Raw genomic sequence first — 8590 nt, 5'->3', positions numbered from 1 at the left:
CCCGCGCGCCACGGTGACGGTTGGCGGCGCACTCAGTGGCGACGACAGCTCGATCGGCGTGGGTGCCGGTTTGGGCTGGTAACGCGCATTGCATCTCGCAGCTGCTGCGTGTGCGGCAACTGCGTGCTCACTCATTCGTTGTCGCATTTCATCTTGAAGAGGACTTCATCGTGATTCATAACCATCGTTCCCGGACTCTTGCCATCGCTTGCAGCGCGGTCTTCTCGCTCGGTAGCGGCATTGCCACTGCCGCCACGTTGGATTCCAGTGTGAGCACTGCGCAACGCCAGCAAGCCATGCGCGATGCGCCGGTCGACGGCATCATCGTCAAATACCGCAGCGGCAACGTGACTGCACGCAGCGTTGGCAATGCATCGGTGGCCACGATCACTGCAGCGGCATCGCGCGCAGCAGTGCAGTTGGCACCGGCGGCACGCAGCGGCAAGGCGGCCGTGCCCACGTATGTGCGCACCTTGGCAGTGGGCAGTGAGTTGATCAAGCTGCCCGCACAACTCAGCCGCAGCGACGCCGATCACCTGGTGCGCGAACTGCAGGCCGATCCTGCGGTGGAATACGCGCAGATCGACGTACGCATGTATCCGTTGCAGAGCAGCGGCGGCAGCTTGCCCAACGACCCGCTGCTGGCAACCAATCAATGGCATCTCACCGATCCGGTGGGCGGCATCGACGCGCCGGCAGCCTGGGCCACTGCCCAAGGCGAAGGCGTGGTGGTGGCGGTGATCGACACCGGCATTTTGCCGGGGCACCCGGATCTGGCCGGCAATTTGCTGCAAGGCTACGACTTCATCAGCGACAGCGGTGTCTCGCGCCGCCCCACCAATGCACGTGTGCCGGGTGCGCTGGATTACGGCGATTGGGAAGCAACCGACGGCGAATGCGGAATTTTTTCAGCCGCTCGTGACAGTTCCTGGCACGGCACGCATGTGGCCGGCACGATTGCCGAAGCCACCGGCAACGCCATTGGCGGTGCCGGTGTGGCCTACAAAGCCAAGGTGCTGCCGGTGCGCGTGCTCGGCCATTGCGGCGGTTCGTCTTCGGACATCACCGACGCCATCGTGTGGGCCTCCGGCGGCCATGTGGAGGGCGTGCCGGACAATCGCGACCCGGCCGAAATCATCAACATGAGCCTGGGTGGTTTCGGGCCTTGCGATTCGGTCACCCAGGCGGCGATCAATGCTGCGGTGTCGCGCGGCACCACGGTGGTGGTGGCGGCCGGCAACGATGGCTCGGATGTGTCCAGCGCAGTACCTGCCAACTGCGCCAACGTGGTGTCGGTGGCGGCCACCCGCCTGACCGGTGGCCTGGCGTACTACAGCAACTTCGGCAGCTTGATCGATCTGGCCGCACCCGGCGGCGGCGCGCGCGATCTGGCAACCGACACCTTGTACGACGGCCCGATCGGCAGCTGGATCTGGCAGACCGGTTACACCGGGAAAACCACGCCCACCTCCGGTCAATTCGCCTATATCGGCCCAGGATTTGCCGGAACCTCGATGGCGTCGCCACATGTGGCCGGCACTGCGGCGCTGGTGCAAAGCGCGTTGATCGCCGACGGCAAAGCGCCGCTGACGCCGGCCGCACTGGAGCGCCTGCTCAAGCGCAGTGCGCGTGCGTTCCCGGTGCAGTTGCCGCTTGCCACACCGGCCGGTACCGGCATCGTGGATGCGGGGGCTGCCATCGATCGCGCGCTGCGCCGTTGCGACGCAGGAGACGTGGGGTGCCAGGTGGATGCGCAACCCCTGCGTAATAGCGTGCCCGAGCGCGGGCTGTCCAACCTGGCGGGCGATGCCGGGGTATTTACCTTCGAAGCGAGCGCTGGTGCGGTGCTGAGTTTCATCAGCTTCGGTGGCAGCGGGCAGGCAGGGTTGTACGTGGCGTTCGGGCGTGAGCCCAGCGCCACCGACAACGACGGTGCCTCAACGCGCAGTGGCACCAGCCAGACCGTGCGCTTCACCGCGCCGCGCGCCGGCACCTACATCCTCAAGCTCGACGGCACCGAATTCGACGGGGTGAGCCTGCTGGCGCGTCAGTGATCTGACACATCAGGGCGTACCGGCGGCATTCCGTCATTTCCCTGGCGCAATTGGGCTGAAAAGCGGCCGGTACCGCGCCTGCGTGGCACCGGTTTGCCAGCGTGGGGAGCGCTGGTCTGCCCGCTGACGCATTTCGCATCCGATTTTGCGCAACCAAGCCTGCTGGCGACCCGCCAGCGGGCTTTTTTGTCTGCTTTGGACGTGCGTATTCAGCTTAGAAATGTCTTGCGAGACATGATCTAGGTCGCTGTTTTCCAAAGATTTATCAAAAAAATAATAAAAGCAAACAGAAGTGTGATGAAAAACACACTTAACTTCGCTTTTCGTCAAAAACTTGACGCCCGATTTGAGCGCTGTTAACACTTCGCTCAGTTCTATGGTTGGGTAGCGTTCACTTTTTGACTATCCAGGGTGCAGGCGTAAGCCGCCCACCGCCGTTAGGCACATGGCGCCAATCACCAGGGGAATCGCATGGCTGAAAGGCCGTTCGATGGTGGGTGTTCGCCAACAAACCAGTCCCAACTTCAGGAGTCGTGCGTCGATGAATCGGATTTATCGCAAGGTTTGGAACAAAGCGTTGGGCGTGTGGGCCGTGGCATCGGAACTGGCCAGTGGTGATAGCCCGGGAGCAGTGACCACTGCCGCATTCATCGACCGCCGCCAGAGCCGTTGCCTGGTCGCCGCGATCGCTCTGGCGCTGGGTAGCGCCGGGATCGCAATTCCTCTTTCCGCGATGGCGCAGTCGGTCGAAGTCGGCGACGGTGCAGCGGCGTCCGCCACCAGGACCACCGCCATCGGCAGCAACAGCCATGCAAGCGCCACCGGCGCAGTGGCAGCCGGCGCCGATAGCAGCGCCAGCGGTGTGAACAGCAGCGCGATCGGGCGCCAGACCAATGCCATCGGCGAGAACGCGGTGGCCATCGGCTACAACAGTTTCGTGCGCCAGAGTGGCGAAAACGGCGTGGCGCTCGGCGCCAATGCTGGCGTGACTGGCGCCAACTCGGTGGCGCTGGGCGCAGGCTCGCGTACCCACGAAGACGACGTTGTATCAGTGGGCAGCGGCAATGGACGCGGCGGCCCGGCCACGCGCCGCATCACCAATGTCAGCGCCGGCGTCAACGCCACCGACGCGGTCAACCTGGCGCAGTTGCAGGACGTGGCCGATGTGGCCGACGAAACCGCAACGTTCTTCAAGGCAACCCCGGGCGAAGACAGCGTCGGCGCGTATGTCGAAGGCGACAGCGCACTGGCTGCCGGCGATGCGGCCAACGCGGTGGGCACGGCGACAACCGCGCTGGGAACCGGTGCCAATGCCGTGGCCGACAACGCCACCGCCGTGGGCGCCAATGCGCTCGCCTCCGGGCAGAACAGCGCAGCATTCGGCCACAACGCACAGGCCAATGGCCCGGGCAGCGTGGCCGTTGGCGGCGCTGCGGTGGACGAAGATGGCCAGCCGCTGATCACCAACGGCGGGGTGCCGGTGGAGACCGGCGCCACCAGCGCCGGCGTCGGCGGAACCGCAGTGGGCGCCAGCGCCAATGCCGATGGATTTGCTGCATCGTCGTTCGGCGTCGGTGCGTATGCCGCCGGTGCGCAATCCTCCGCGTTCGGTGCGGTTGCCAATGCGGCCGGCGATTACGCCACCGCGGTGGGCACGCAGACCAGCGCCAGCGGTACCAGCAGCACTGCGGTCGGTGGCCCGGTCGATTACATTCCAGGTCTGGGTTTCTTCGTGCAGACCCAGGCCAGCGGCGAAGCGTCCACCGCGCTCGGCGCCGGTGCGATCGCGTCGGGTACCTACACCACGGCGGTGGGCACGCTCAGCGAAGCCTCCGGCACCGAAGCCACGGCGTTGGGTTACTTCGCCTACGCACCTGGCGAAGGCGCCACTGCGGTCGGCCCGGAATCCTGGGCCAGCGGTGAATTGAGCACGGCGCTGGGCTATTACAGCACCGCACGCGGCGCCAACTCGGTCGCCTTAGGCGCTAACTCGGTGGCCACGCGCGCCAATACCGTGTCGGTCGGCGCGGCCGGCGATGAGCGTCAGATCACCAGCGTCGCCGCCGGCACCGAAGGCACCGATGCGGTGAATCTCGATCAGCTCACTGCCGTGTCCGAGGTTGCCGACACCACTGCGCGCACGTTCGTCGCCACGGGTGACGGCACCGCGATTGCCGAAGGCATCGACAGCGTTGCGGCCGGTTCCAATGCATCGGCAACCGGCGACTACAGCGCTGCATTCGGTTCGACCAGCTCCGCAACGGCACAGGGCACCACTGCGATCGGTAGCGGCGCGATCGCTGCTGTCGACAATGCAACCGCGCTCGGTTTCAACAGCACTGCAGTGGCCGATTACGCCACTGCGCTCGGCGCTGACAGCAGCGCATCGGGCGAGTTCGGCACGGCGATTGGCGGCGCCAGTCTGGCAACCGGCAGCGGCGCCACCGCGCTCGGTTACGAGAGCATCGCCAACGGTGCCGATTCCACCGCGCTGGGTGCGGGGAGCGTGGCGTTTGGCGACACCAGCACCGCGGTCGGCGGAGCAAGCGTGGCGTTCGGCGAGGACAGCGCTGCCTTCGGTTCCAATGCCGCTGCCGGCGGTACCGCATCCACCGCCATTGGTGCTGGCAGCAGTGCTTTCGGTGAGCGCACTGTCGCGCTGGGCGGATCCAGCAATGCGTCGGGCGATGACAGCGTTGCGCTTGGTTCGAGCAGTCAGGCGTCTGCGTTGGGCACCACGGCGATCGGCAACAACGCCAACGCCAGCATCGCCAATGCCACCGCAGTCGGTTTCAACAGCAGCGCCGGCGACGATTACGCCACCGCGCTTGGCGCCGACAGCAATGCCTCGGGTTACTTCGGGACTGCTGTCGGCGGTACCAGCATCGCCAATGGGCGTGGCGCGACCGCGATCGGTTACGAAAGCATCGGCAACGGCACTGCATCGACCGCGCTGGGCTTTGCCAGTGTGGCGTGGGGGAATGGCGCAACGGCAATCGGTACCGAAAGTCTGGCCTACGGCGACGACAGCACTGCCTTGGGCCCGAATGCATTTGCAGCCGATACTGGATCGCTCGCAGCCGGTACCTATGCCAACGCCTACGGCCGCCATGCGATCTCCATTGGCGGTGAATCCGACGCCTTTGCCGATAACAGCATTGCATTGGGGTGGGAAGCCATTGCTGAGGGCACGCAGAGCGTGAGCATCGGCAACGGCGCCCTCGCGTCTGCCGACAACAGCGTGGCGCTGGGTGCAGGTGCGGTCGCCGATCGCGCCAACACGGTGTCGGTAGGCAACGCCGGTGGCGAACGTCAGATCACCAATGTCGCCGCCGGTACCGAGGGCACCGATGCGGTGAACCTGGACCAGCTCAACGCGGTCGGTGAAACCGCGGAAACCACCGCGCGTCTGTACACCGGCACCGGCGCCGGCACGGCCGATGCGCAGGGCGAAGACGCCACTGCTGCCGGTTCCAACGCCACTGCCGAGGGCGATTACAGCAGCGCATTCGGTTCCAGCAGCCAGGCGATCGGTACCGGTGCATTGGCAGTGGGCAGCGGCGCCAGCGCCACTGCCCAGTTCGCCAGTGCATCGGGCTATAACGCGGCGGCAAGCGGGTTTGGCAGCGTGTCCAACGGTGCCTACAGCCAGGCCAGCGGCGACTATGCGGTGGCGGTGGGCGGCGAGAGTGCAGCAGCAGGTGCGCAGAGCACCGCGTTGGGTGCAGCGGCAGATGCGTCTGGCGATGGATCGCTGGCGGCCGGTGCGTTGAGCGTGGCCGCGGGCAGTGAAACCACGGCGCTGGGTTATTTCGCCAGCGCCAGTGGCGACTCGGCCACGGCAGTCGGCGCGGAAAGCATTGCCGATGGCACCAGCGCGGCCGCCTTCGGCTTCGGCGCCGAGGCCAGCGCCAATTACTCCACCGCACTGGGCGGCTATTCCAGCGCGACCGGTTTCAACAGCACCGCGCTGGGTAATTTCAGCACCGCCAGCGGCTCCAGCAGCGTGGCGGTGGGTGGCGATGCAACCGCATCGGGCGCCTACAGTCTTGCGGCGGGGCAGGCCAGTGTGGCCAGCGGCTACAACAGCGTGTCGGTGGGTGGCGCATTGCTCGGCTTGTTGCCGACGGAAGCCTCCGGCGACTTCTCCACCGCACTCGGCGGCGCCGCATGGGCGCCGGGCCTCAACAGCACCGCGCTGGGTAATTTTGCCGAATCCACCGGCGAAAGCAGCGTGGCGCTGGGCGCCGATTCGGTGGCCGATCGCGATTTCGCAGTGTCGGTGGGCAGCACCGGCAACGAGCGTCAGATCACCAACGTGGCGGCCGGTACGCAGGGCACCGATGCGGTGAATCTGGACCAGCTCACCGCAGTGGCCGAAACCGCCGAATCCACCAGCAAGTACTTCAAGGCCAGCGGCAGCGAGGACAGCGACGCCGGTGCCTATGTGGAAGGCGACAACGCATTGGCCGCAGGCGAGGGCGCAAATGCCACCGGCACCGGTACCACCGCATTGGGTGCAGGCGCGCAAGCGGTTGCCGACAACGCAACGGCACTCGGCGTAAGCGCCTTGGCCAGCGGAATCGGCGCAGCGGCGCTGGGCAACAATGCCCAGGCGACCGGCGAAAACAGCAGCGCCATCGGCAGCAACGCGTTGGCCAGCGACATTGGCGCCACCGCAAACGGTGCCGGCGCGCAGGCGATTTCGACCTACACCACCGCACTCGGCAGTGAAGCGGTGGCCTCCGACAACCAGGCAACCGCAGTCGGTTTTCGCAGTGCTTCTTCCAACGTCGGCAGCACCGCGTTGGGCGGGTACAGCGAGTCCAGCGGCAGGCTGTCGTCGGCACTGGGCTATGGCGCGGTTGCGTCCAGCGACTACAGCACGGCAGTCGGTGCCGCAGCGCTGGCCTCTGGTGCCAGCGCCGTGGCGGTGGGTGAATTCAGCGAAGCCACCGGCGAAGAAAGCGTGGCCGTCGGTGGCAGCACGTTCTTTGGGTTCATCCCGGCGCGTGCTTCCGGCACCGGCGCTGCTGCATTCGGTGCGGGTGCGTGGGCCACGGCCGACTACACCACCGCGATCGGCTGGAATTCGTATGCCGATGGCGTCAACGCCACCGCATTGGGTCAAAGCGCCGCAGCACTGGCCGACAACACGCTGGCATTGGGTGGCGGCAGCCGCGCCGATGCGATCGGTGCCAGCGTCGTCGGTGTGGACGCGTCGGCGACCGGCATCAACAGCACCGGTGTCGGTCGTCAGGTCAACGTGATCGGCGAAAACGCGGTGGCAGTGGGCTACAACGCGTTCGTGCGCCAAAGCGCGGTCAACGGTGTAGCGCTCGGTGCCAATGCCGGCGCAACCGGTGCCGATTCGGTGGCGTTGGGCTCGGGTTCGCGCACCTATGAAGCGGACACGGTATCGATCGGCAGCGGCAATGGCCGCGGCGGTCCGGCCACGCGTCGCATCGTCAATGTCAGCGACGGCCAGGCGGCCACAGATGCGGTCAACAAGGGCCAGCTGGATTCCCTGGCGGCCGATGTGCAGACCACCAACGGCATGGTGCAAACCACCGGTGAAGGCGTGGCCTCGGCAACCGGCGATCGCAGTAGCGCGGTCGGTGCAGGCGCCAGCGCCAGCGGCGCGCGCAGCGTTGCCGTTGCCTCCGGCAGCCGGGCGTCGGCGACCGGTGCCAGTGCGCTGGGTGTGGACAGCAGTGCCAGCGGCGTCAACAGCACCGCAATGGGCCGTCAGACCAATTCCATCGGCGAAAACGGCGTGGCGCTGGGCTACAACTCCTTCGTGCGCCAGAGCGGCAGCAATGCGGTCGCACTCGGTGCCAATGCCGGTGCCAGCGGCGCTGATTCGGTGGCCTTGGGCTCCGGTTCGCGCACCTACGACGCCAATGTGGTGTCGGTCGGCAGCGGCGATGGCCGCGGTGGTCCGGCCACGCGTCGCATCGTCAACGTGGGCAGCGGCGCGATTGCCAATGCCAGCACCGATGCAATCAACGGCGGGCAGTTGTTCCAGTCGCTCAGCAATGCGGCCAGCTTCCTCGGTGGTGGTGCGGCGATCGGTGCGCAAGGCGTGTTCGTTGCGCCGACTTACGTGATTCAAGGTGCCAGCTACAACAACGTCGGTGCTGCACTGACCGCGTTGGACAGCAAGGTCAACGAGCTCGATGCACGTGGTGGTACCGCAACGGCCAGCACGGCCGCACGCACGGCGTCGCTGCGCACTGCATCGGTGCCTGCGGTTGCGGCGGCTGCGCAGATCGACGCGGTCGCTGATGTCGCAGCTGCAAGCACAAGCGTGCAGGGCACGCCGACCGCAGCAGTGGTCGGCAGCATCACGCCGGCCGCCACGTCCACCGCCGTCGGCACGGCGGCAGTGGCCAACCATGTGACCGGTACTGCAATCGGCGGCAGCGCATATGCGCATGGCCCCAACGACACTGCCATCGGCAGCAATGCGCGCGTCAATGCTGATGGCAGCACGGCGGTGGGCGCCAACACGCAGATTGCGGCGGTGGCCACCA

The 8590-nt window shown here is 66.4% G+C and carries 3 protein-coding genes and 1 pseudogene; 3 read left to right on the top strand and 1 reads right to left on the bottom strand.

The window, feature by feature from the left end:
• Together FFY45_RS22485 and FFY45_RS21655 are read left to right on the top strand one after the other, a co-directional pair.
• Nucleotides 1-82: pseudogene (locus FFY45_RS22485) on the top strand (adhesin); the annotation flags it as partial.
• Between the two features lie 157 nt (nucleotides 83-239).
• A complete protein-coding gene (locus FFY45_RS21655; RefSeq protein WP_500692579.1) occupies nucleotides 240-2054 on the top strand; it encodes a S8 family peptidase in 1815 nt (604 codons plus the stop codon).
• Nucleotides 2055-2087: 33 nt separating this feature from the next.
• On the opposite strand, the gene FFY45_RS21650 is transcribed toward FFY45_RS21655, so the two are convergent.
• Complete coding sequence (locus FFY45_RS21650; RefSeq protein WP_176342007.1) at nucleotides 2088-2417, bottom strand: hypothetical protein; 330 nt, start codon at nucleotides 2415-2417, stop codon at nucleotides 2088-2090.
• A 178-nt stretch (nucleotides 2418-2595) separates the two neighbouring features.
• On the opposite strand from FFY45_RS21650, the gene FFY45_RS21645 reads away from it, so the two are divergent.
• The coding region (locus FFY45_RS21645; RefSeq protein WP_176342006.1) for an ESPR-type extended signal peptide-containing protein at nucleotides 2596-8590 on the top strand (5995 nt) is incomplete at its 3' end.

Source organism: Xanthomonas hortorum (genome assembly GCF_011305375.1).
Taxonomy (GTDB): Bacteria; Pseudomonadota; Gammaproteobacteria; order Xanthomonadales; family Xanthomonadaceae; genus Xanthomonas; species Xanthomonas hortorum_E.
Note: the sequence above shows the minus strand (reverse complement) of the source record. Positions and strands in the feature narration are given on the sequence as shown.